The organism is Sphingobium scionense (assembly GCF_014197035.1).
Classification (GTDB): Bacteria; Pseudomonadota; Alphaproteobacteria; order Sphingomonadales; family Sphingomonadaceae; genus Sphingobium; species Sphingobium scionense.
Genome location: NZ_JACIEU010000009.1, coordinates 46,335 through 66,817, shown reverse-complemented (window position 1 = coordinate 66,817; position 20,483 = coordinate 46,335). Strand labels below are relative to the sequence as shown.

Sequence of the window (20,483 nt, the reverse complement as noted above, 5' to 3'; positions counted from 1 at the left end):
GCTCAGGCCTTCTCGACGCGTGCGGCGAAGATGTAGCCGCCGCCGCGCACGGTCTTGACGAGGAGGTCGCCCGATGGGTGCTGTCCCAGCTTGCGGCGTAACCGGCTGAGCTGGACGTCGATCGACCGGTCATAGGGGATGGCGTTGCGTCCGCGGGTCCAGTCGAGCAGCTGATCGCGGTTGAGCACGCGCTGGGGATGGGTGACGAAGCTCAGCAGCAGCTCGAACTCGCCGCCGGTGAGATCGACGGGCTCCCCGTCCGGATCGACGAGCGACCGGCAGCCTGCGTCGAACAGCCATTCGCCAAAGCGGTATCGTTCGACCGAAAGCGGTGCACTAACGCGGTTGACGTCGCGGGTTCGGCGCAGAATCGCGCGAACGCGCGCAACCAGCTCGCGCGGGTTGAACGGTTTGGTCAGATAGTCGTCGGCGCCGATTTCGAGGCCGACGATCCGATCAACGTCCTCGCTCTTCGCCGTGACCATCAGGACCGGTACGTCGCCGCGCGCGTGCAAGCGGCGACAGAGCGAAAGGCCGTCCTCGCCCGGCATCATCACGTCGAGGATGGCGAGGTCGACCCGCTGCCGCTCGAGCAGCCTATCGAATTCTTCCGCCGACTTGCATCCGGCGGGCGTGAAGCCCTCACGGGCCAGCAGCTCGACGATCATCGTGCGTATTTCCCGATCGTCCTCGACGACCGCAATGAGACTATTCTCCATGGGCACCTTTTTGCCTTGCGTGAGCCGCCAGGGAAATAGGCGAGGCGCTCCGTTACTCTTCGATACATTTCGCAACGGATATGTAGCCGGCCGCTTACACGGTCGCGTCATTGCCCATTTCCGGAAAAATGCCTCGGACCGAATGGACGCGGCCCTTCGTATCATGGACCGCGCGACCCGAATGACCGACGACCCGTCCGCCAATCGCTTGACACTCCAGCGACCACCCCCCCGGACGCGGCGCATCAGTCCCGTGCTTTTCTGGTGCGCCGCAGGGATGATCCTGCTCGCCCTAGTCGCGCTCGCCTGGCGCTATGCCTGGCCCCAGCAGGTGAGCAGCTATCGTGTGAAACGGGAGGCGCTAGAGGTCTCCGTCTCGGGCCCTGCGACGCTCGATGCGATCAACAAGGCCAATGTGAGCTCGCGCGTGGCCGGGCGGCTGACGCAGATACTGATCGATCGCAACGATAGGGTCGTGCCCGGCCAGCTGATTGCCACCATCGAACAGGAAGATCTGCGAAACATCCTGTCCGCCTCGCGCGCCAATCTCCAGGGGGCGCAGGGTGCGCAGCAGGAGGCGGACGCCAATGTCGAGAGCGCGCAGGCCACGCTCACCAACGCCCGCTCCGCGTTCGGTCGTCAAGCCGAGCTGAAGGAAAAGGGCTGGGTGTCGCGGGCGAGCTACGAGCAGGCCGAGGCGACGTTGCGCGAAAGCGAGGCGCGCGTCGCCGGGCTGCGGCAGGCGGCGCAGCGCGCGCGGGCGCAGACCGACGCAGCTGCGGCCAGCGTTCGCGTCGATGAAGCGCAACTCGGGCTGGCGAGCGTCAGGGCTCCGTTCGGCGGGATCGTATCGGTACGAAACAGAAATGTCGGCGACGTGCTGAGCGCCGGCGCATCCATTCTTGAGATCGTCGATCCTGAAAGCATCGTCCTCACAGCCCGCTTCGATGAAAGCGCGATCGGCGCGGTGCGTCCGGGACAGCCTGCCCGCATTCGTTTCGCCTTCGATGCCCGCCGCGCGGTTACGGGCAAGGTGCTGCGTCTCGGCAGGTCGGTGGATCCCGAGACACGCGAATTCACCGCCGACATTGTCGCCGATCGGCTCCCATCCAACTGGGCGATCAACCAGCGCGCCAATGTGGAGATCGTCCTTTCGGCCAAACCGCGCGCCCTCGTCGTGCCCGCCGCCTTCGTGGAGTGGAACGGGATTCAGCCGAACGTCTGGGTCCTGGAGGGAGGTCGGGCGCGCCGCAGGAGCATCGAACTCACGGGCACGCGGGGAAGCAGGCTGGAGGTGCGCCGTGGTCTCGCGCCGGGCGACATCCTTCTTTCGCCCGAGGATAGCTATCCTTTCATGCCCGTGGCCCGTCAGGGTGACGACGACCGATGAACCTCGCAATCAAGGACATCCGGTTCAATCTGGCGCGCTTCGCGCTTACGGCGCTCGGCATCGGCTTCCTGCTGATGGGCGCGATCGGCGCGATCGGCCTTTATCGCGGAATCGTCGCCGACGCACTGCTGGTGATCGACCATATCGGCGCCGATCTCTGGGTTGTTCAAGGCGAACGGGTCGGCCCTTTTGCTGAGGGGTCATCGATCTCCTCCACGATGGACCGCCGGGTCGAGGGGGTTGAGGGCATCGCCTCGGTGAGGCGCTTCGTTCAGTTCAGCCAGCAATTCTCCTTTGCCGGGAAGGTTCGCCGCGCCACCATCACGGGGCTCGATTATCCCAGGGACGATGGCGCGTGGTTCGAACTCAAAGCGGGCCGCCATCTTGAGGCGAGTCATTTCGAGGCTATCGCCGATGACAGCGTCGGCCTTCCGCTCGGCGCCACGATCCGCCTCGCCAAGGACGATTACCGGATCGTCGGCCTCACTCATGGCCTTGTCGATTCGGCGGGCGACGGGCTCCTGTTCGTATCGATCAACGATGCCACCGCAATCGCGTCGCGCCGACCGAGCGAGCAGGTACTGCTCGCCCGCGAGACATCGGGCAACGCCGCACCCCAAGGGGACGGCGCCAGCCCGAGTTCAGTGCCGCAGGACAGCAAGATCGCGGCGGTCCTGGTCGGCCTCGCTCCCGGCGCCGATGTGGCCCGCATCAAGGCGGCGATCCTCGCTTGGGGCGACACAAATGTCCTGAGCAGCGCCGAGCAGCGTGATCTCCTTCTCAATCAGCGCTTGTGGCGGCTTCGCCTGCAAATCCTCGCCTTCGCCTCGGTGCTCCTGCTGGTTACCGCGATCGTCATCTCGCTGATCATCTACACGCTGACGATGGAGAAGCTGCACCAGATCGCCTTGCTCAAGCTGCTGGGGGCGCGGAACTCGGCGATCGTCGCGATGATCCTCCAGCAGGCGGGGTTGATCGGCCTGTTCGGGTTCGGGCTCGCGATGCTCCTTTCGCATCTCACTTTCCCGAACTTCCCGCGGCGTATCGTCATGCTGCCCCAGGATCTCGGTATATTTTTCGCGATCCTGTGCGTGATCTGCCTGGTCGCCAGCTGGTTCGGCATCGCCCAGGCCTTGAAGGTCCGGGCGCAAGAGGTGCTCTCGTGACTGGAGCGCCGTTGCTCAGCGTCCGCAACGCCGCGCGCCATTACCAGAGCGGCGAAACGGTTGTGCGCGCGCTGGACGGCGCATCTTTGGAGGCCCATGCCGGCGAGCTGATCGGCATCATGGGACCAAGCGGATCGGGCAAGAGCACGCTTCTCCTCATCTGCGGGTTGCTCGAGCCGCCGAGCGCCGGCGAGATATACATTCGTGATCGCCTCGTCTCTTATCCGGGCGCCGATCTCGACAAGCTGCGGGGTTTTCGGCGCGATCATATTGGCTTCGTCTTTCAGAAGGCGAATCTCATCCCGTTCCTGACGGCCACGGAGAATGTGTCGATCGCGCTCGAGATCGCGGATGTCGAGGCCAGGGCTGCGCGGGGCTATGCAACCCAGCTGCTGGGGGCGCTCGATCTTGGCCATCGCATAGACAATCGTCCCTCGCGCCTGTCGGGGGGCGAACAGCAGCGCGTCGCGGTCGCGCGTGCGCTCGCCAATGATCCGCCCCTCATTCTGGCCGACGAGCCCACTGCGGCGCTCGACAGCGTGCGGGGGCGGCAGGTGATGGAATTATTCAGGCGCATCGCCGTCGAGCGCAGCGCCTGCGTCATGGTCGTCACCCACGATCCGCGCTCGCTGGATCTGTTCGACCGGGTCATCGAGCTTTCCGACGGTCGCATCCTCTCCGAGCCCTCCCAACCGGTTCAGGCGCATCCATAGTGGCCGGTTACGCTTCGTTACTCTTTGCCTTCCCGATGAAGCACGCCGCTTACGCAGCCCAGCTACTTCGAGGTCCGGCGCAGGATGATCGCCGTTTCAAAGGAGTGTGATATGAGAAAGCAGATTTTGATCGCAAGCAGCTTCGCATTGCTAACCTCGGGGCTGGCGGTTGCAGCCGAGGCACAGCCCCGGTCCCGGTCGGTGAACGTCCAGGGCGCGAACGGCGGTGGCTTCGTGAAGCAGCGTTCGATTAGCCGCGGGGACGGCAATGTGGCCGCGTCGCGCAGCGTCCGGACCAATGGCGGCCATGGCTATGATGCCAACAGGTCTGCTTCGCGCCAGGCCGGCAACACCTCGACCAGCGGGCAGATCACCACCATTGATGGCCGCAGCGCATCGACCAGCGCCGGGCGGACCTGGGGTGACGGCAGCTATTCCGGCGGTCGCACGACGACGCTCGGCGACGGCACCAGCTTCGGCCACTCGACGACGGCGACGCGCAATGCCGACGGGAGCGTGAGCTACTCGTCCTCCCGGACCGGCGTTGGCGGCGACACCGCCACCGTCGAGGGTACCACCGTCCCGCGCTAATTTCCCCAGACGCGGCAGCCCCCCTCCCTGGGCCGCGTGAGGCCGCGCCGCTCAGCCCCCGCGCGGCGCGGCCTCCTTTTCGAAAAAGGACATTTGATGAAAGCCCGTCTTCTGATTATTCCCGCAATCCTAGTCTGCTCGACGCCCGCCATGGCCCAGATGGGCCAACTCGACGTCTTCGAAAGCGCCGATACTAACGGTGACGGGCAGGTGTCCCAAGCCGAATTCAGGGCGGCGCGCGCGCAGCAGTTCAGCCGGCTCGACCGCAACGGTGACGGCACCGTCGCCCAGTCCGACTTCGGGCGCATCGCGCAGATGCGTCCGCAGCTCGGCGCGCGCCTCAACGCCTTCATCGCGAGCGCGGATACGAACCGCGACGGGCGCGTCACGCGGGCGGAATTTGGCTCGGCTCCGGCCCCGCTGTTCGACCGGGCTGACGTCAACCGCAATGGGCTGGTCGACAAGGCGGAGCTTGAGCGACTCCGCGAAGCCATCGGCCGGGAGAGCTGACATGGATCCGCTCGGGCGATCGCCGCTCTGGCTCGGCTTCGTCGTGACGATCGTTGCGGCCGAGGCATTGTCGCGCCTTGGCGCCGGGCATGGCTATGACCGCCGCACGGCGCTCACCTCGCTGGGGCTAGTAATGGGCGGCCTTCCGTTCGCGGCGCTCAACGCCTTCGTGATCGGCGGGGTCTTCGCCTGGCTATGGTCGCTGGCGCCGGTCCGCCATTCGCTTGACGATTGGTGGAACTGGCTCGTCGCCTTCCTGCTAGTGGAATTCGCCTATTACTGGTTCCATCGCGCAAGCCATCGGGTGCGCTGGCTCTGGGCGACCCATTCGGTGCATCACTCGGCTGAGCAGCTCACGCTCCTCTCGTCGTTTCGGCTTGGATGGACCAACCTGTTCTCGGCAGGATGGGTCTTCTATGCGCCGCTTGTCTTGCTTGGCTTCGATCCACGGCTCGTCCTCGGTCTGCTCGCGCTCAATCTGCGCTATCAGCTGTTCCTCCACACCGAGCTGATCGGACGCCTCGGGCCCGTTGAATGGCTGTTCAATACGCCGGCGCACCACCGGCTGCACCATGGATGCAACGAGCCCTATCTCGACAAGAATTATGGCGGCGTGCTTATCATCTTCGACCGCATGTTCGGCACCTTCGTCGCCGAACGTCCGGGCGAGCCGATCCGCTATGGGCTTGCGCATCGCGAGGCCACGGCCAACCCGCTCAAGATCGCCTTTCGCGAATGGATCCTGATGGCGCACGACCTGCGAGCAACGCGGTTTCGCGACATTGGCCGAACGCTGTTCGGAGCGCCTTGACCAGTGAATGCTAGCGGAAGTTCATTTTGCGGGGAGCACCCTGGTCCTCGCAAACAGGTCGTTGATGACTCGATGCAATTGCCTCACGCGGCCGAAACCGTCGTTCTGGGGCGCGCTGTCGAGAACGCCGACGGCAGCTGCTTTCAGGCAGGACGACTCGTTCGGCGAAGGTCAGCGAAAGGTCGCGAAGGCGGAATTCTCCATCCTTAAGCGCAGTTTGCCTGTGCCGAGGATCGCGACGACCGGTGTTCCGTGTCGCACGGTCAGCTCAATCGTCGCACTCAAGCGTAAATTCAGGAAAACGGCTCGGTGACTTTCGATATGCGACAGCTTCGTTATGCGATAGCGGCAGCGGACCACGGGAGCTTTTATCGCGCCGCACGCGCACTTGATGTCGAGCAATCGACGTTAAGTCGCAATATTCTGCGATTGGAACGGATGATCGGCGCCAAGCTGTTCGACCGCTCTCGTGCGGGAGTGACGACGACGATCGCGGGCACGCGCTTCATCCGCAGCGCCCGGCCGATGGTCGCCAATGCGGATCGGATGGTGGCGGCGACCAGGGACGCAGGCCAGGGCCGTGCTGGCGCTTTGATGTTGGGACACAACAGCTCGGTCTCCGCGGGCAATCTGCGCGCCACGGTACTGGCTTGGCAGAGCGATAATCCGGATGTCGATTTCGGGAGCGTGGAAACCGATCGTGGTGCGCTACTCGCCGGATTGGACACCGGCGAGATCGACATCGCAATCCTGATGGGCGACGCCGGCCATGAAGGCTATCGGCGCGAGCCTTTCTGGAGCGAGCGCATCGTGGTCGCACTGCCGGCCCAGCATCCGTTAGCGGGCCACGAAATTGTGCATTGGACCGATCTGCGATCAGAGCGCTTTGTCCTGCCCGCAGCGGATCCCGGCTCCGATATCCGCGACATGCTGCTAGGACGACTGTCTATGTCCGGCGCGCACCCGGACATCAGAATCGACCAGACCACGCGAGAGACCGTGCTGAGCCTGCTCGGCGCCGGCCGGCGCATGTCGATCGTGTGCGAAGGTTCGACAGGCGTGCGCTACCCGGATGTCGTCTACCGGCCTATCCACGGCGAACAGGGGCCGGCGCTGACGGTCTATTCCGGTTGCTGGCGCGAAGACAACGGCAATCCGGCCCTGCGACGGTTTCTTGGATTCATCAAGGCGCGCTATGCGCTGTCTTTTGATTTCTCGCAGCGATCCGAGTAGATTAGAAGCCAAATTCTTGGAGTTGCCGCCATGTGGCATGGCAAGACAATCATCCTCCTGCTCGTTACCTTGGTCGTCGGCTTCGCCGGTGGATTCATCTTGCGACCGGTGATCGCACCAATGCAGCAGGCCGACACGATCGCTGCCGGCCCACCTGCGGCGTTGGTGACGAGCGAGGCGCGCGGCACGCAGTATTTCGTCGCGCATATCGACGAAGCACGCCAGGTCGTCGCGGGGTGCCGTGACGGTTCGGTTCGGGGCGGCGAATGCGCCAATGCCGATGAGGCGATAATCAAGGTCGACGCCCAGGAGCGCCGGAAGCGGTTTCTGGACAATTGATCGCACGGTGGCGCTCAGTTTTTCGCGCCACCTCGCCGGCGCGCGAATCCGCGATCGCTCGCCATGAATCGCTCCAGCATCGGCGCGACCAGCTTTTCCGGCGCGACGGGTTCGCCGCCGGTCTCGGCCGCAAGCGCAGCGGCGTAGGCGACAAGATCGCGGTGGACGGCGGCGGGGACCTCCGCCGCCAGCTTCACCGGCCGGTCATCGGCGAGCGGCCCCAGTTTCAACTTCGTCATCGCGTCCCTCCGATCGGTTCGAGCACAAGGTCGCGGGTGAGAACGACGCGCAGCGGATGGCCTGGCCGGATGGTGAGCGTCGGCTGCACGTTGAGCTGCCGTCTCACGATCTGCTGGCCGGTCTGATTGATGGTGTCCTGCGAGCCGCGCCGCAGGGCACGGGTCAGGTCGTCCTCGCTGTCCGCACCTAGCTCGGCGCCTACGCCGAGCAGTGTCGAGACGGCTGCCGCCTTGAGGAGATTGCCCCAATGCTGGTTCACGCGGTCCTGTAGCCCCGCGAATCCGGCTCCGTCCGCGCCGGGCGGGCGCTCGAGAACGATCGAGCGCCCGTCCGGCATGATGAGCCGATCCCAGGCGAGCAACACGCGCGTCTGCCCGGCGGCGATCTCGCTATCATACTCGCCGATCAGCCGCGCGCCCTGCGGAATAAGCAGGATGCGCCCGGTCGGGCTGTCATAGACGTTGGCCGTCACCTGGGCGGTGATCTGGCCGGGCAGGTCAGAGCGGACGCCGGTGATGAGCGCAGCCGGGATGATGCTGCCGGCCTGCACGATGTTGGGCGATGCCGGCGCCGTCAGCCGCTCAACGCTGATTGTGCGCTGGTTGGACGGCTGCGCCATGAAGGCGCGCTTGGCGGCCTGGTCGCCTTGCGCCGCCTGCTGCGCCGGTTCCTGCGCGGAAGGCGCCGGCAAACCCGGCGTTGAGGCCGGCTCCGCACCCGCACGCGCGCCGCCGCTGCCTAGAAAAACCGAGCTGGTGCGGGCCGCATCGCGCTCCTGAGCGGCGCGCTGCCGGGCTGCCTCCGCCGCCTGCGCGCGCGGATCGGGCGGGCCGGGCTGCACGCCGATCGGCGGCACGGTAACGTCCTCGCCGCGCTGCTGCGCCGACACGATTGGACGGCCGAGGTCGCCCGGAAGCGGCGGGCCGAGCCGTGGCGCCCGTGCGTAATCGCGCGGGCCGGACGTGATGGTTTCGGCCGTGGCGCGGCTGTCGGTGTTGTAGAGTTCCTGCGCAGCCTTCTCGCCCGGCGGCCGCAGCGCATAAATCAGCGAACCACCTATGCCGAGGCCGGCGGCGACGCCGACGACGGCAAGCGCTTTACGCGAGAGCCGCATGACGCGGGGTGGCTCGCCGCGAAGCTGGAACGCGGCGGGATCGGGGCGAGCGGCCTGCGGCTCCGGCCGCGCTTCGGCTGGCGCATCGTGGCTTTCGGTCACGGCCGCCCCCTCCGTCCATCGTCGCGCACGATGCGGACGCGCTGTTCGGTGCGGCGGTCGCCCAGGCGCAGCTCGGCGGCGGCGAACAGGCGATCGACCACCATGTAGCGGCCCTGCACGCGGTAGTTGACCAGTTCGGCGTCACCGCGCGCGCCGGTCACGAACAGCGGCGGCATCTCACCCTGCGAGATCCCGGCCGGAAACTCGATGAACACCTGCCGCCCGTCGTCGAACGCACGGGCCGGCGCCCACGACACGCGGTCGCCCTCGATCCGGTAGCGAAAGTTGAGCGCCGTCACGTCCACGCCGGTTGCGGCCGGTATGGCAGCGGCGGCAGCCGCGTTGCGGCCTTGCAAGGCGATGAGCTGGTCCTGCGGATAGGTCCAGGACACGGACGCCATGTAGGTCGCGGGCGTGGCGCGCAGCTCCAGATGGTAGGTGCGCCGGTCGGTGTTGATAACAAGGTTGGTGGCGAGGTCGGGCCGGGTGGGCTTGACGAGGATGTGGGCGCGCGCGGTCGCACCGCTGCCGCTCACCGTGTCCCCGATGATCCACCGCACCGTGTCTCCGGCTGCGACCGGCCCTGGCCCCACGAGCTGCTCGCCTTCCTGCAAGGCGATGTCCGTCACCTGACCCGGCGCGGTATAGACTTGATAGAGCGCGCCTTCGGTCCACGGATATTGCTGAATGGCGTTAAGGAATCCATCGCGCACCGGCTGAATACGGGCGGCGTTGTTGGCATCGCCGACACGGCGGCGCGGATCGGCGGACTCTGGCGATCGCGCGCTCTCCGTCACCGGCTTCAACTGGCCGGGCAGCGGCAACGGCTCGGGGATCGTGACGATCTCGACCGCGCGGGGCGGCTCGGCCGCGCGCGTCGCGACGATCGCCCGAGGCGGATCATCCAAAGCGATCACGGGCGGCCTGGCCGACGTAGTGGCGCAGCCCGCGAGCGCGGACGCGGAGACGAGCAACGCGGCCGTGGCCGCGCGGCGGATGGGTATGCCGGTCATTGCGACAGCTCCTTCGACCAGTTGAGGGCATTGACGAAGACGCCGAGCGGATTCTTGCGCAGAGCGTCGGGGGTGCGCGGCGGCTGGACGACTATGGTGAGGATCGCGGACCAGCGTTCGGTGGCGGCAAGGCTGCCGTCCTGATAGCGGCGCTCGGTCCAGGCGACGCGGAAGCTGTCGGGTGAGGCGCGGATGACGCTCGACACTTCCACCGCGACCTGCACCCGCCCGACATTGGCGAACGGGTCGTTGGCGCGCGCATAGTCGTTGAGGAACAGGGCGCCTTTGTCGGTCGTGAAGTCGTAGGCCCGGAGCCAATTCTGCCGCACGATGACCGGATCGGCCGGGATGCTGCGCACCTGTTCGATGAAGCGGGCGAGATGAAACGCTACTTGCGGATCAGTGGGACGGTAGCCGGCCTCGGCGGGCGCAACCGCCTGAGCTTCGCCCAGCCGATCGACCTGCACGACCCAGGGGACGATGTGGCCGCGTGTCGATTGCCAGACGAGGCCGCCGGCCAAGCCGCTCGAAAGCGCGAGCGTCCCGAAGAAGGCGAGCCGCCAGTTCTTCGCCTGCACGCGCGCGGAGCCGATGCGGTCGTCCCATGCCTGCGCCGCGCGCTGATAGGGTGTGGCTGGCTCGGGCGCCTGGCCGTAGCGGATGCTGGGGCGCTTGAACATGGATCAATCCTTCTGGCTGGTGTCGACGGACGCGCCGCCACCGCCGCCATCGCCGGAGCGCAGCGTGTGGGCGGCGATGGTCGCGCCGTGGGTCATGGTCTGGCGGTTCTTCATCGCGGACGCCCAAGCGGGCGCGCCGGCCGGCGCGTCCGGCGACGGCGTGGAACTACCGCCTGAAATGGTCCCGCCGGTGGCGGTGACGGCGGCGCGGCCGCCCGAGCGGTAGCTGTTCTTGAGCGAGGCGGCCGCCTTGCGAAGCGGCGACATGGCTGCGCCCACGGCGGCTTGACCGACGCCGCCAGCGCCGCCGGCGACTGCCGCCGCACCGCTCTTGCCGGCCGAGCCGAGCGCATAGGCGCTGTTGGCCGCGCCGGAGGTGAAGGCCGCCCCTCGGGCCGCACCGCTGACCGCGCCTGCCGCCGCGCCGACACCGAGCCGGGCGGCAGCAGCGCCGCCAGCCAGTGCGCCGCCGGCCGCAAGCACGGTTCCCGCCGCCGCACCCGCGCCCAGCGCCGGGCCGCCGGACACGATGCCGTTGGCGATCGATGGGCCGAAGATGCCGAGGCCCAGCAGGCAGAGCGAGGCGAGCGCTACTGCCAGCGCGTCCTCGATGCTTGGCTGCGCGCCGCCGAACCCGGCGCGGAACTCGTCGAACAATGTCGAGCCAATGCCGACGATGACGGCGAGCACCAGCACCTTGATGCCCGACGAGATCACCAGCCCCAGCACGCGCTCGGCCATGAAGGCGGTTTTGCCGAACAGGCCGAACGGGATGAGGACGAAGCCGCAGAGCGTCGCCAGCTTGAACTCGATCAGCGTGATGAAGAGCTGGATCGACAGGATGAAGAAGGCCAGCACGACCATCACCCAGGCGAACAGCAGCACCGCGATCTGGATGAAGTTCTCGAAGAAAGCGACCCAGCCCATCAGGTCGGAAATGGATTCTAGGATCGGCTGACCAGCCTCCAGCCCGACTTGGGCGACGCGGCCCGGCTGGAGCAGTTCGGCGGCCGTAAAGCCGGTGCCCGACGCTTTCAGGCCCAGGCCGGCGAAGCTCTCGAAGACGATCCGCGCCAGGGTGTTCCAGTTGCCGATGATGTAGGCGAAGACGCCGACGAATAGGGTCTTCTTGACGAGGCGCGCGATGATGTCGTCGCCTTCGCCCCAGGTCCAGAAGAGCGCGGCCAAGGTCACGTCGATGACGATCAGCGTCGTCGCGATGAACGCCACCTCGCCGCCGAGCAGGCCGAACCCGCTGTCGATGTAGCGGGTGAAGACGTCCAGAAAGCGATCGACGACGCCAGTGCCGCCCATATCAGTTCTCCTGTGCCGAAGCGTCTTCGGCGATGCGGGCGGCGGGCCGCGCGCCGGGCGCGAGGAACCGGCGGCGGTTCTCGGCCCAGGCGCGCAGGCAGTCGGAGTCGCTCGCCCCGGCCGCTCCGATCGACTGGCAGCGGCGCAGTTCGATCAGCAGCGGATCGACTGTCTCCGAGCTGTCAGCGACGGCCGCCGGCTCCTCGCGCGCAGGCTCAGGCGCGCGGCTCATCTCGATCGCCGTCATCGTGATGGCGATGGCGACGAAGATGATGGCGCCGATGCGCGCGAGGAGCTTGGTGTCCATCGGATCAGTCGTGGAACATGCTTGCGTTGCCCGGCTGGTAGCCGGTGGACCGCGTCAGGAAGCGGCGTCGCCGTTCGCGGCTTTCGGCCTCGACCGCCGCATCACGCGCCGAATCCAGCGCCTGCGCCCGGCCCTGCGCGGCGAGCAGCGCCGTCAGGTCCGCGAGCTGCTGCGATTGCAGCGCGAGAAGCTGGTTGCCCGCCTGTGCCGCCTGGAGCGCGCCCGTCGCCGACTGGCTGGACGTAACCAAGCCATCCATCGTCGTGCGCGCGCCGTCGATGTTGGCGACGACGCCGGCCTGAACGCGAAGCGCGTCCTCGAACGCGCCGACGCTATCCTCCCAGCGCGCGTTGGCGTTGGCGACCATCTGCGCGTGGGTGCCGGTCAGCGCCGCGCCCTTGTAGCGTCCGTTGAACACCTGCTGGACGTTCTGCACGTCGTAGGCGATCCGCTGCGCCTCACCGAGAAGCTGCTGGGTGCGCTGCACCTGCTGCTGCAACTGCTGGAGCGAGCTGAACGGCAGCGAAGCCAGGTTACGCGCCTCGTTGATGAGGCTGGTCGCCTGCTGCTGGATTTGCTGAATCTGATTGTTGACCTGCTGGAGCGACCGGGCGGCGGTCAGCACGTTCTGCGCATAGTTGGTCGGGTCATAGACGATCCCGCCGAACTGAGCCTGGGCCGGCGTGGCGACGGTGATGCCGATCATGCTCGACGTGGCGATGGCGCCGGCCAGCATGGCACGGCGCAGGATATTGGGTTTCATGGGGTCATGTCCTTCAAGGCAAGGGGGAGCTGGCCGGTATCTTCCCGGCCACCGGCCAGCGGATCGGATTGGGGTTCGGGAAGAAGATCGACCGCCCAGGCCAGGCCGCGATGGCGCAGCCATTCGGCGGCGAAGCGCTCGCGGCCATGGGTCTCGACCAGCTCGGCGATGCGGAGCTGATCGGTCTTGGAAGACGCGGCGGCGAAGGCCAGCGCGACCTCGCCCAGCCCCAACTCGAACAGCCGGTTGCCGCGCCGCGATTGGCAGTAGTAGTCACGCTTGGGCGTCGCCCGGCTGAGGATTTCGATCTGGCGGGCGTTGAGGCCGAACCGCTCGTAGATCGCCGCGATCTGCGGCTCGGCGGCGCGCTCGTTCGGCAGGAAGATGCGCGTCGGGCAGCTTTCGATGATGGCCGGCGCGATGTTCGAGGTTTCGATGTCGGCGAGGCTCTGCGTGGCGAAGACCACGCTGGCGTTCTTCTTGCGCAGTGTCTTCAGCCACTCGCGGAGTTGTGCGGCGAAGTCCGGGCTGTCGAGAACCAGCCAGCCCTCGTCGATGATGATGAGCGTGGGACTGCCGTTGAGCCGTCCCTCGATCCGATGGAACAGGTAGGACAGGACCGCGGCGGCCGAGCCGGCGCCGACCAAGCCCTCAGTCTCGAACGCTTGGACCGATGCCTCGCCGAGCCGTTCCGCCTCGGCGTCGAGCAACCGGCCCCATGGCCCGCCAAGGCAATAGGGGGCAATCGCCTGCTTGAGCTGCTGGCTCTGCAGCAGCACGGCCAGGCCGGTCAGCGTGCGTTCCGTGACGGGCGCACTGGCGAGCGAGCCGAGCGCGGACCAGATATGCTCCTTGGCCTGCGGATCGACCGCGACGCCTTCGGACGCGAGGATCGCCGCCAGCCATTCGGCCGCCCAGGCGCGCTCTGCGGACTCGTCGATGCGGGCGAGCGGCTGGAGCTGGACACCGTCACCGGCCTCGTCGGCAAGCATCCCGCCCAAGTCCTGCCAATCGCCGCCCATGCCGATCGCGGCGGCGCGGATGCTGCCGCCGAAGTCGAAGGCGAAGACCTGGCCGTTCTCGTAGCGCCGGAACTGCATCGCCATGAGGGCGAGCAGCACCGACTTGCCCGCGCCGGTCGGCCCGACGATCAGCGTGTGGCCAACGTCGCCGACATGAAGGGAAAACCGGAACGGGGTCGAGCCTTCGGTCTTGCCATAGAGCAAGGGGGGAGCGCCGAAATGCTCGTCCCGTTCCGGCCCCGCCCACACTGCTGACAGGGGGATCAGGTGGGCGAGATTGATGGTGGAGATGGGAGGTTGGCGGACATTGGCGTAGGTGTGGCCGGGCAGGCTCCCCAGCCATGCCTCGATCGCGTTCATGCCCTCGGGGATGACGGTGAAGTCGCGGCCTTGAATGACCTTCTCGACCAGCCGCAGCTTCTCGGCGGCAATGGCGGGGTCGCGGTCCCACACCGTCACCGTCGCGGTGACATAGGCCATGCCGGCATAGTCGGCGCCCAGCTCCTGCAGGGCGGTGTCGGCGTCGGCGGCCTTGTTGGAGGCGTCGCTGTCCACGAGGACCGACGCCTCGTTGGTCATCACCTCCTTCAAGATCGCGACCACGCTCTTGCGCTTGGCGAACCACTGGCGGCGGATGCGGCTCAGCAGCTTGGTCGCATCGGTCTTGTCGAGCATGATGGCGCGGGTCGACCAGCGATACTCGAAGGCGAGCCGGTTCAGCTCGTCGAGCAGACCGGGGAAGGTCACGCTCGGGAAGCCGACGATGGTGAGCGTGCGAAAATGTTGGTCGCCGAGCTTCGGTTCGAGCCCGCCGGTCAGCGGCTCGTCGGCTAGCAGCGCGTCGAGGTGCATGGGGGTCTCCGGCACACGGACACGCTGGCGGTGGGTCGAGATGGTGCTGTGCAGGAAGGTCAGCGTCTCGGCGTCGTCGAGCCAGCGGACCTCGGGCACGAAGCCCTCGACCAGGTTGAGCACGCGGTCGCTGCGATCGGTGAAGCCTTTGAGCAACTCCCACGGATCGACGCCGGTCGTGGCCCGGCCTTCGTAGAGCCAGCCTTCGGCCCTCGCGGCTTCTTCGGCCGGCGGCATCCACAGCAGCGTGAGAAAATAGCGGCTCTCGAAATGCGCGCCTTCCTCGCTGAATTGCTCGCGCCGCTCCCAATCGACCAGTTCAGATACGGCATCGGGGAAGCTGGACGTCGGATAGTCAAGCGCTGGCGTCCGCTGCGCCTCGACGAAAATCGCCCAGCCCGAGCCTAGGCGCCGGAGCGCCCCGTTCAGTCGCGCCGTCGTGGCGACCAGCTCGGCCGGGGTGGCGCTGTCGAGATCGGGACCGCGAAAGCGCGCCGTGCGCTGGAAGCTGCCGTCCTTGTTCAGAACGACTCCCTCGCCGACCAGCGCGGCCCAAGGCAGGAAGTCGGCCAGGTGCGCAGCTTTGCTGCGATACTCGCGCAAGCTCATCATGGCCGCATCCATGTCGGATAACGGAGATGGCGGCGCGCCACGTCCACGAATTGCGGATCGCGGCGCGCGGCCCAAACGGACAGCGCATGGCCTACGGCCCAGATGGCCAGGCCGGCGATCCAGAGCCGCAGGCCGAGACCGATCGCGCCCGCCAGCGTGCCATTGACGATGGCAAGAGAGCGCGGGGCGCCGCCGAGCAGAATCGGCTCGGTCAGCGCCCGGTGGACCGGCGCCAAATAGCCGGGGATGGGCTCGACCCCGTCCGACATCAGACCAGCGCCCCGCCGCCGAAGCTGAAGAAGCTGAGGAAGAACGAGCTGGCCGCAAACGCGATCGACAAGCCGAACACGATCTGGATCAGCTTGCGGGAGCCGCCGCTCGTATCACCGAACGCGAGCGTCAGGCCCGTAACGATGATGATGATGACCGCGACGATCTTCGCCACCGGTCCCTCGATGCTTTCGAGGATGCTTTGCAGAGGCGCTTCCCACGGCATCGACGAACCACCCGCATGGGCGGGGGCGGCGATTGTCAGCGCGACGACGCTGGCGGTGGCGGCAAGCATGGCGCGGCGTGCGCCACGCGACAGAACGTGGATCATTGTTCGTCTCCAAGGTTGGGGGCTGTGAGGGAGGTCAGGCGGTAGTCGCCGGTGGCTGAGTCGAGCCCTTCGACACGGGCCAGCTCGGCGAGGCGGCGGCCGTGTCCATCGCGGACCAGCACGGCGATCAGGTCGATCGTCTCGGCGAGCAGCGCGCGCGGGACCGTGACGACGGCTTCCTGAATGAGCTGCTCCATCCGCCGCAGCGCCCCGAGCGCCGAGCCGGCGTGGATCGTGCCGACGCCGCCCGGATGGCCGGTGCCCCAGGCTTTGAGAAGGTCGAGCGCCTCGGCGCCGCGAACCTCGCCGATCGGGATGCGGTCCGGCCGCAAGCGCAGCGACGAGCGGACCAGCTCCGACAGCGAGACGACCCCATCCTTGGTCCGCATGGCGACGAGATTGGGCGCCGCGCATTGCAGCTCGCGCGTGTCTTCGATCAGAACGATGCGGTCGGTCGTCTTCGCCACCTCGGCGAGCAGCGCGTTGACCAGCGTCGTCTTGCCACTGCCGGTCCCGCCGGCGACGAGGATATTGGCGCGGGTCTCGACACCATGCCGCAGCGCCTCGGCCTGAACCGCCGACATGATCCCGGCACGCGCATAGTCGTCGAGCGTGAAGACGGCGACGGCCGGCTTGCGGATCGCGAAGGCGGGCGCGGCGACGACGGGCGGCAGCAGCCCCTCGAACCGCTCGCCGCCCTCGGGCAGCTCCGCCGAAACTCGCGGCGCGCGGGCATGAACCTCGACGCCGACATGGTGCGCGACCAGACGGATGATCCGCTCACCATCGGCGGCCGACAGCAGCTCGCCGGTATCGCTGATGCCTTCGCCGAGCCGATCGACCCAAAGCCGGCCGTCCGGGTTGAGCATCACTTCGATGACGGCGGGATCGTCGAGCCAAGCCGCGATCGCCGCGCCCAGCGCCGTGCGCAGCATTCGCGCGCCGCGTGTCTTGGCTTCGGATCGGATCGGCTGGACGGTCAAGGATCGGCCCCTGGATCAGGCCGGGCGAACCGCCGCCCGGCGTCAGGAGCACATCAAGAGACGCAGAAATATTCGATCTGCAACAGCTACTTGGCGGGGTAGTAGAGGCGGCGGTAGATACGGCGCCGGCGGCGGATTACTCCTCGTCGATTTGGATCCGCCGCGTTGAATTGGCCCGTTGCCAACGAATCGGCGAACGGTGGAAAGTGGTGGATTGTTGCCAGACCGCCTTGCAGCTTCCATGATGCGGATAGCTGTCGTTCTATTCGCGAGAGATGATGAGCAACCAAGGCGTCGATCCGCTGATCCTAAATGCATGGCTCTCAGCTCGGTCGATCGTACGGGGGTTGCCGTCGCCAGTCCCCGAATACGGAGGCTTTCGCGTCGATACTAAGTCGGACGCCGAAGTCGCCCGCTGGGTTTTCCCCAGGATAGGGTCGGGTCTCGAACAGCTTGCTCGTTCCATCAGCGAGCCGCGCTTTCTCCTTAAGCTCTGCGGTGCCGCCGACGAACTGCGAGCGGTGCTACCAATGGGCTGGGAGCTTCACACCCCGAGCTATTTCATGCAGGCAACTGGCAAGCCTCCCGCAAGGCGCCTAGCCGACGGGTATAGGATCGAGGCTAAGCGGGTCGGTATGGTGTTTGAGGCGCGGATATTCTCTGAAATAGGCGCACTCGCGGCGAGCGGTTATGCGGCGGAGACGCGGGGCGTCGTAATATACGATCGGATCGTGACGGAGCCTGAGCATCGCCGAAAAGGCTTGGGGCATGCCCTAATGCTAACGCTGCATGACGCTCGCCAGCATCCCAGCAGCCCGGAATTGCTCGTGGCCACGGAAGACGGCCGAGCGCTCTATTCGGCGCTAGGATGGGAGACGATCTCGCCATATTCGACGGCCTCGATCGTCACGCCGTAAAGTCGGCTTTTGGCGGTCGCCGCATCATTGCCGAGAGGCTGCAACTTGGCGCTTCTGGCCATCTTGCTACGAGTTTGCACTCACTCCGTCTCGGCGGCGGACCTCGGCCAGACATCCTCGGGGATTTCGTCCATCAAGCTCTTGCCGCTGGCGTAGCGTCGGCCGAGCGTTTCCACGAACCCCTCGTAGCGCTTGCGGCCCTTCACCTGCGCCGCCGCCTGATCCTCGTCGGGCAGCGGCGGGGTCACGGACAGCCAGAACCGGACGAACAGGCTCAGCGCCTCGGTGGTAAGCCCGGTGTTGCGCTCAAGCCGCTGGACCTGACGCGACAGGCGGTCGAGCCGCCGCGCGAACGCGGCCTCCATCCGGTCGGCGCCGTCCGGCGACAGGTAGGACGCCACGGCAGCCTCCACGATCGCCGAGCGTGATATGCGCCGCCGGATCGCCAGCTCGTCCACTTGCTTGGCGAGCGCGGGCGGGAAATAGACGTTAAGCCTGGTTCGCATGGTGCCCTCCTAAAGCTCGATGCCGTCGCCGGGATCGAGCGACGCCTGTCGCGCGAGCCCCTGCATTCGTCGCCGCACGGCAGCCTGGCGGACCGCGTCGTCCTGCTCGTCGTCGACGATCGAAAACTCCTGCGCCGCAGGTACCGGGGTTTCCGGCACGATGGCGACATGCTCGGGCAGCTCGGGCTCCCGGCGCAGCCCGCCATTGCCGACGTCCTCGGCGTCGCGGATGATGCGCGCGACCTGCTTCGGATCGGCGACAGCCTGCCTCCCGGTCCAATCGTCAGGACGGATCGCAGCGGCCGCGGACGCTGGTGCCTGCATGATCCGCTCGGACAGGCGCCGGTCCTGAAAATAGCGCGCCTTCTTCGCGCGGATCGGATGGACGCCCGCCACCATCACGATCTCGTCATCGGGCGGAAGCTGCATCACCTCGCCCGGGGTGAGGAGCTGACGGGCTGTCTCGGAGCGCGACACCATCAGATGCCCGAGCCACGGCGAAAGGCGATGCCCGGCATAGTTCTTCATCGCGCGCATCTCGGTGGCGGTGCCGAGCGCATCCGACACGCGCTTGGCGGTGCGCTCGTCGTTGGTGGCGAAGCTCACGCGGACATGGCAGTTGTCGAGAATGGCGTTGTTCGGGCCATATGCCTTCTCGATCTGATTGAGCGACTGCGCGATCAGGAATGCCTTGAGGCCGTAGCCCGCCATGAACGCCAGGGCGGACTCGAAGAAGTCGAGCCGGCCGAGCGCCGGAAACTCGTCGAGCATCAACAACACGCGATGGCGGTTGCCCTTCGGGGTCAGCTCCTCGGTCAGCCGGCGCCCGATCTGGTTGAGGATGAGGCGGATGAGCGGCTTGGTGCGGGAGATGTCGCTGGGCGGCACGACCAGATACAATGTCGCCGGCCGATCGCCCTCGACCAGATCCGCTATGCGCCATTGGCAGGCTCGCGTAACCTCGGCCACGACGGGATCGCGGTAGAGGCCGAGAAACGACATGGCGGTGCTGAGCACGCCCGATCGCTCGTTGTCAGACTTGTTCAACAACTCGCGCGCGGCCGAAGCAACGACGGGATGCACGCCTGCTTCGCCGAGGTGCGGCGTCGCCATCATCGCGGCCAGCGTTTGCTCGATCGTGCGCGCCGGGTCCGAGAGGAATCCGGCGACACCGGCCAAGGTCTTGTCCGCCTCGGCATATAGGACGTGGAGGATCGCGCCGACCAGCAAGCTATGGCTCGTTTTCTCCCAATGGTTCCGACGCTCCAGCGATCCTTCGGGATCGACCAGCACGTCCGCGACATTCTGCACGTCGCGCACTTCCCACTGGCCACGCCGCACCTCCAGCAACGGATTGTAGGCCGCCGAGGCGGCATTAGTCGGATCGAACAGCAGCACGCGGCCGTAGCGCGCCCGGAAGCCGGCGGTTAGCGTCCAGTTCTCGCCCTTGATGTCGTGGACGACCGCCGACGCCGGCCAGGTCAGCAGCGAAGGCACGACCAGGCCGACGCCCTTGCCGCTGCGGGTTGGGGCGAAGCACAGCACATGCTCTGGGCCGTCGTGGCGCAGATAGTCGCGGGCGAGCCTGCCCAGCACGACGCCGTTCGGCCCGAGCAGCCCGGCGCCGCGAACCTCGCGCTCAGTCGCCCAGCGCGCAGACCCGTACGTCTCGGCGTTTTTTAGTTCACGTGCGCGCCACACCGACATGCCGATGGCGACGGCGATCGACGCGAACCCGCCGGACGCGGCGATATAGGCGCCTGTCAGGAATATGCGCGGTGCATAGGCGTCGAAGCTGAACCACCACCAGAAGAAGGCTGGCGGCGGATAGACCTGCCACTTGCCGACCATGAACCAAGGCGGCCCCAGCTCGGGCTGATAGGCGAGCGCGGCGGCTGTCCACTGCGTCGCGCCCCACACCCCGGCGAGCACGGTCAGGAACACGATGATGATCTGGCCCCAGAGTATCTTGGTCGCGGACATGG

At 66.9% G+C, this 20,483-nt stretch carries 23 protein-coding genes; 9 read left to right on the top strand and 14 right to left on the bottom strand.

The window, feature by feature from the left end:
* Positions 1-2: 2 nt before the first annotated feature.
* Positions 3-719 (bottom strand): response regulator, encoded by a 717-nt coding sequence (locus GGQ90_RS12085; protein WP_160984521.1) that lies wholly within the window; start codon positions 717-719, stop codon positions 3-5.
* A 181-nt stretch (positions 720-900) separates the two neighbouring features.
* Between GGQ90_RS12085 and GGQ90_RS12080 the strand changes: the two genes are divergently transcribed.
* From GGQ90_RS12080 to GGQ90_RS12045, 8 genes are all read left to right on the top strand, one after another.
* Entirely contained in the window at positions 901-2,109 is a 1,209-nt protein-coding gene (locus tag GGQ90_RS12080) for an efflux RND transporter periplasmic adaptor subunit (protein WP_160984522.1), read from the top strand.
* On the top strand, positions 2,106-3,275 hold the full coding sequence (locus GGQ90_RS12075) for an ABC transporter permease (RefSeq protein ID WP_188082363.1): 1,170 nt from the start codon (positions 2,106-2,108) through the stop codon (positions 3,273-3,275). Before GGQ90_RS12080 ends, GGQ90_RS12075 begins: the two co-directional genes overlap by 4 nt.
* Positions 3,272-3,988 (top strand): ATP-binding cassette domain-containing protein, encoded by a 717-nt coding sequence (locus tag GGQ90_RS12070; RefSeq protein WP_160984524.1) that lies wholly within the window; start codon positions 3,272-3,274, stop codon positions 3,986-3,988. The genes GGQ90_RS12075 and GGQ90_RS12070 overlap by 4 nt, the downstream gene beginning before the upstream one ends.
* 111 nt (positions 3,989-4,099) lie before the next feature.
* On the top strand, positions 4,100-4,579 hold the full coding sequence (locus GGQ90_RS12065) for a hypothetical protein (protein WP_160984525.1): 480 nt from the start codon (positions 4,100-4,102) through the stop codon (positions 4,577-4,579).
* A 96-nt stretch (positions 4,580-4,675) separates the two neighbouring features.
* Positions 4,676-5,089 (top strand): EF-hand domain-containing protein, encoded by a 414-nt coding sequence (locus tag GGQ90_RS12060; protein WP_160984526.1) that lies wholly within the window; start codon positions 4,676-4,678, stop codon positions 5,087-5,089.
* Position 5,090: 1 nt separating this feature from the next.
* A complete protein-coding gene (locus tag GGQ90_RS12055) occupies positions 5,091-5,900 on the top strand; it encodes a sterol desaturase family protein (RefSeq protein ID WP_160984527.1) in 810 nt (269 codons plus the stop codon).
* A gap of 309 nt (positions 5,901-6,209) precedes the next feature.
* Positions 6,210-7,133 carry a LysR family transcriptional regulator gene (locus GGQ90_RS12050; RefSeq protein ID WP_188082362.1) on the top strand — a complete coding sequence of 308 codons (924 nt, stop codon included), beginning with the start codon at positions 6,210-6,212 and terminating at the stop codon, positions 7,131-7,133.
* A 30-nt stretch (positions 7,134-7,163) separates the two neighbouring features.
* Positions 7,164-7,472 (top strand): EexN family lipoprotein, encoded by a 309-nt coding sequence (locus GGQ90_RS12045; RefSeq protein ID WP_160984529.1) that lies wholly within the window; start codon positions 7,164-7,166, stop codon positions 7,470-7,472.
* 14 nt (positions 7,473-7,486) lie between these two features.
* On the opposite strand, the gene GGQ90_RS12040 is transcribed toward GGQ90_RS12045, so the two are convergent.
* Genes GGQ90_RS12040 through trbB form a run of 11 tightly spaced genes read right to left on the bottom strand, consistent with a single transcriptional unit; the run spans position 7,487 to position 17,075 of the window.
* Positions 7,487-7,711, bottom strand: a complete 225-nt coding sequence (locus tag GGQ90_RS12040) for a DUF2274 domain-containing protein (RefSeq protein WP_160984530.1) — start codon at positions 7,709-7,711, stop codon at positions 7,487-7,489.
* A complete protein-coding gene (locus GGQ90_RS12035; RefSeq protein WP_160984531.1) occupies positions 7,708-8,928 on the bottom strand; it encodes a TraB/TrbI/VirB10 family type IV secretion system protein in 1,221 nt (406 codons plus the stop codon). The genes GGQ90_RS12040 and GGQ90_RS12035 overlap by 4 nt, the downstream gene beginning before the upstream one ends.
* A complete protein-coding gene (gene trbG / locus GGQ90_RS12030; RefSeq protein ID WP_160984532.1) occupies positions 8,925-9,941 on the bottom strand; it encodes a P-type conjugative transfer protein TrbG in 1,017 nt (338 codons plus the stop codon). The genes GGQ90_RS12035 and trbG overlap by 4 nt, the downstream gene beginning before the upstream one ends.
* Positions 9,938-10,621, bottom strand: coding sequence for a conjugal transfer protein TrbF (gene trbF / locus GGQ90_RS12025; RefSeq protein WP_160984533.1), 684 nt, complete (start codon positions 10,619-10,621; stop codon positions 9,938-9,940). Before trbF ends, trbG begins: the two co-directional genes overlap by 4 nt.
* 3 nt (positions 10,622-10,624) lie before the next feature.
* On the bottom strand, positions 10,625-11,935 hold the full coding sequence (gene trbL / locus GGQ90_RS12020; RefSeq protein WP_160984534.1) for a P-type conjugative transfer protein TrbL: 1,311 nt from the start codon (positions 11,933-11,935) through the stop codon (positions 10,625-10,627).
* Position 11,936: 1 nt separating this feature from the next.
* Positions 11,937-12,242: a putative entry exclusion protein TrbK-alt gene (trbK-alt, locus tag GGQ90_RS12015; protein ID WP_160984535.1), complete on the bottom strand. Its 306-nt coding sequence runs from the start codon at positions 12,240-12,242 to the stop codon at positions 11,937-11,939.
* Positions 12,243-12,246: 4 nt separating this feature from the next.
* Complete coding sequence (gene trbJ / locus GGQ90_RS12010) at positions 12,247-13,005, bottom strand: P-type conjugative transfer protein TrbJ (protein ID WP_188082361.1); 759 nt, start codon at positions 13,003-13,005, stop codon at positions 12,247-12,249.
* Positions 13,002-15,491: a conjugal transfer protein TrbE gene (trbE, locus tag GGQ90_RS12005; RefSeq protein ID WP_188082360.1), complete on the bottom strand. Its 2,490-nt coding sequence runs from the start codon at positions 15,489-15,491 to the stop codon at positions 13,002-13,004. Before trbE ends, trbJ begins: the two co-directional genes overlap by 4 nt.
* Positions 15,488-15,760, bottom strand: coding sequence for a VirB3 family type IV secretion system protein (locus GGQ90_RS12000; protein WP_160984538.1), 273 nt, complete (start codon positions 15,758-15,760; stop codon positions 15,488-15,490). The genes trbE and GGQ90_RS12000 overlap by 4 nt, the downstream gene beginning before the upstream one ends.
* Positions 15,760-16,092 (bottom strand): TrbC/VirB2 family type IV secretion system protein, encoded by a 333-nt coding sequence (locus GGQ90_RS11995; RefSeq protein WP_160984539.1) that lies wholly within the window; start codon positions 16,090-16,092, stop codon positions 15,760-15,762. Before GGQ90_RS11995 ends, GGQ90_RS12000 begins: the two co-directional genes overlap by 1 nt.
* Complete coding sequence (trbB, locus tag GGQ90_RS11990; protein WP_160984540.1) at positions 16,089-17,075, bottom strand: P-type conjugative transfer ATPase TrbB; 987 nt, start codon at positions 17,073-17,075, stop codon at positions 16,089-16,091. The genes GGQ90_RS11995 and trbB overlap by 4 nt, the downstream gene beginning before the upstream one ends.
* A gap of 275 nt (positions 17,076-17,350) precedes the next feature.
* On the opposite strand from trbB, the gene GGQ90_RS11985 reads away from it, so the two are divergent.
* Complete coding sequence (locus GGQ90_RS11985; protein WP_223178233.1) at positions 17,351-17,992, top strand: GNAT family N-acetyltransferase; 642 nt, start codon at positions 17,351-17,353, stop codon at positions 17,990-17,992.
* Positions 17,993-18,072: 80 nt separating this feature from the next.
* Here the strand turns inward: GGQ90_RS11985 and GGQ90_RS11975 are convergent, their stop codons facing one another.
* Complete coding sequence (locus GGQ90_RS11975) at positions 18,073-18,498, bottom strand: ribbon-helix-helix domain-containing protein (RefSeq protein ID WP_160984542.1); 426 nt, start codon at positions 18,496-18,498, stop codon at positions 18,073-18,075.
* A gap of 9 nt (positions 18,499-18,507) precedes the next feature.
* Positions 18,508-20,481: a conjugal transfer protein TraG gene (locus tag GGQ90_RS11970; RefSeq protein WP_160984543.1), complete on the bottom strand. Its 1,974-nt coding sequence runs from the start codon at positions 20,479-20,481 to the stop codon at positions 18,508-18,510.
* Between the last annotated feature and the right edge of the window lie 2 nt (positions 20,482-20,483).